The sequence below is a fragment of the Oleiphilus sp. HI0061 genome, from assembly GCF_001635675.1.
The window spans coordinates 1-683 of record NZ_LWFE01001387.1; the positions used below are offsets into that span (position 1 = coordinate 1).

The following is a 683-nucleotide window of genomic DNA, read 5'->3' on the forward strand; positions in this document are numbered from 1 at the left end:
TATGGTTATACACCGCCAGCTCTTTCTGCAGCTCGGTACCGGTGAAGTTGCGAGCGCTCCCGCGCAGCTGCTTCAATGTAAAGTGGTCTTCATCGGAAACCAGTGTCTGCAGCATATTCTTTAAGCTTTGGCTGCAAGCGGCATTGATCTGATCATACAATCGTTGCTGATGTTGATTAATCACCTGACTGACGATCTTCTGCAGGGTACTATAGGCAGGAATGGCGATCTTCTGGTGGGCCAGGTACTCGATTGCTGCGTCAAAGAGTGCGCGGGGTGCCACCCAGCTTTCAGCGCAGACCAGCAAATGTTCAACAAGCCGGGGTTGATGTTGCTTATCTTTCCAGCTGTTGACTCCAGCAATTGATAAAACACGCTCATAGATGCGGGATTTTTGGTCCGCTTTCAAACTAAAGCGCCGAAACTTGAGGTCTTTAAAGTGAAATCGCGCAATAAATGCCAAGTCATCCTGCATGGATTTATAACTCGGGTTGAGCAGGATCGGTTTGCATTTGAAGTAGCCCAACAATGCAACGGCAACACAACGGTACTTGCGTTGCCGTATTCTGGATAGCTCCGCAAGTTCTTTATCATTTAGCGCGAAGTAAAACCGCTGATAAGACTCGTTGAAGGAAGGAACGCTGTATAAATCCTCGATTTCCGCGGCAGTGAGAATTGATAGC

At 48.2% G+C, this 683-nt stretch carries 1 protein-coding gene; it reads right to left on the minus strand.

Features of this window, described 5'->3' with window-relative positions; all coding sequences use genetic code 11:
• On the minus strand, positions 1-683 hold a 683-nt coding region (locus A3735_RS21815; protein WP_156499818.1), incomplete at both ends, for a DUF4158 domain-containing protein.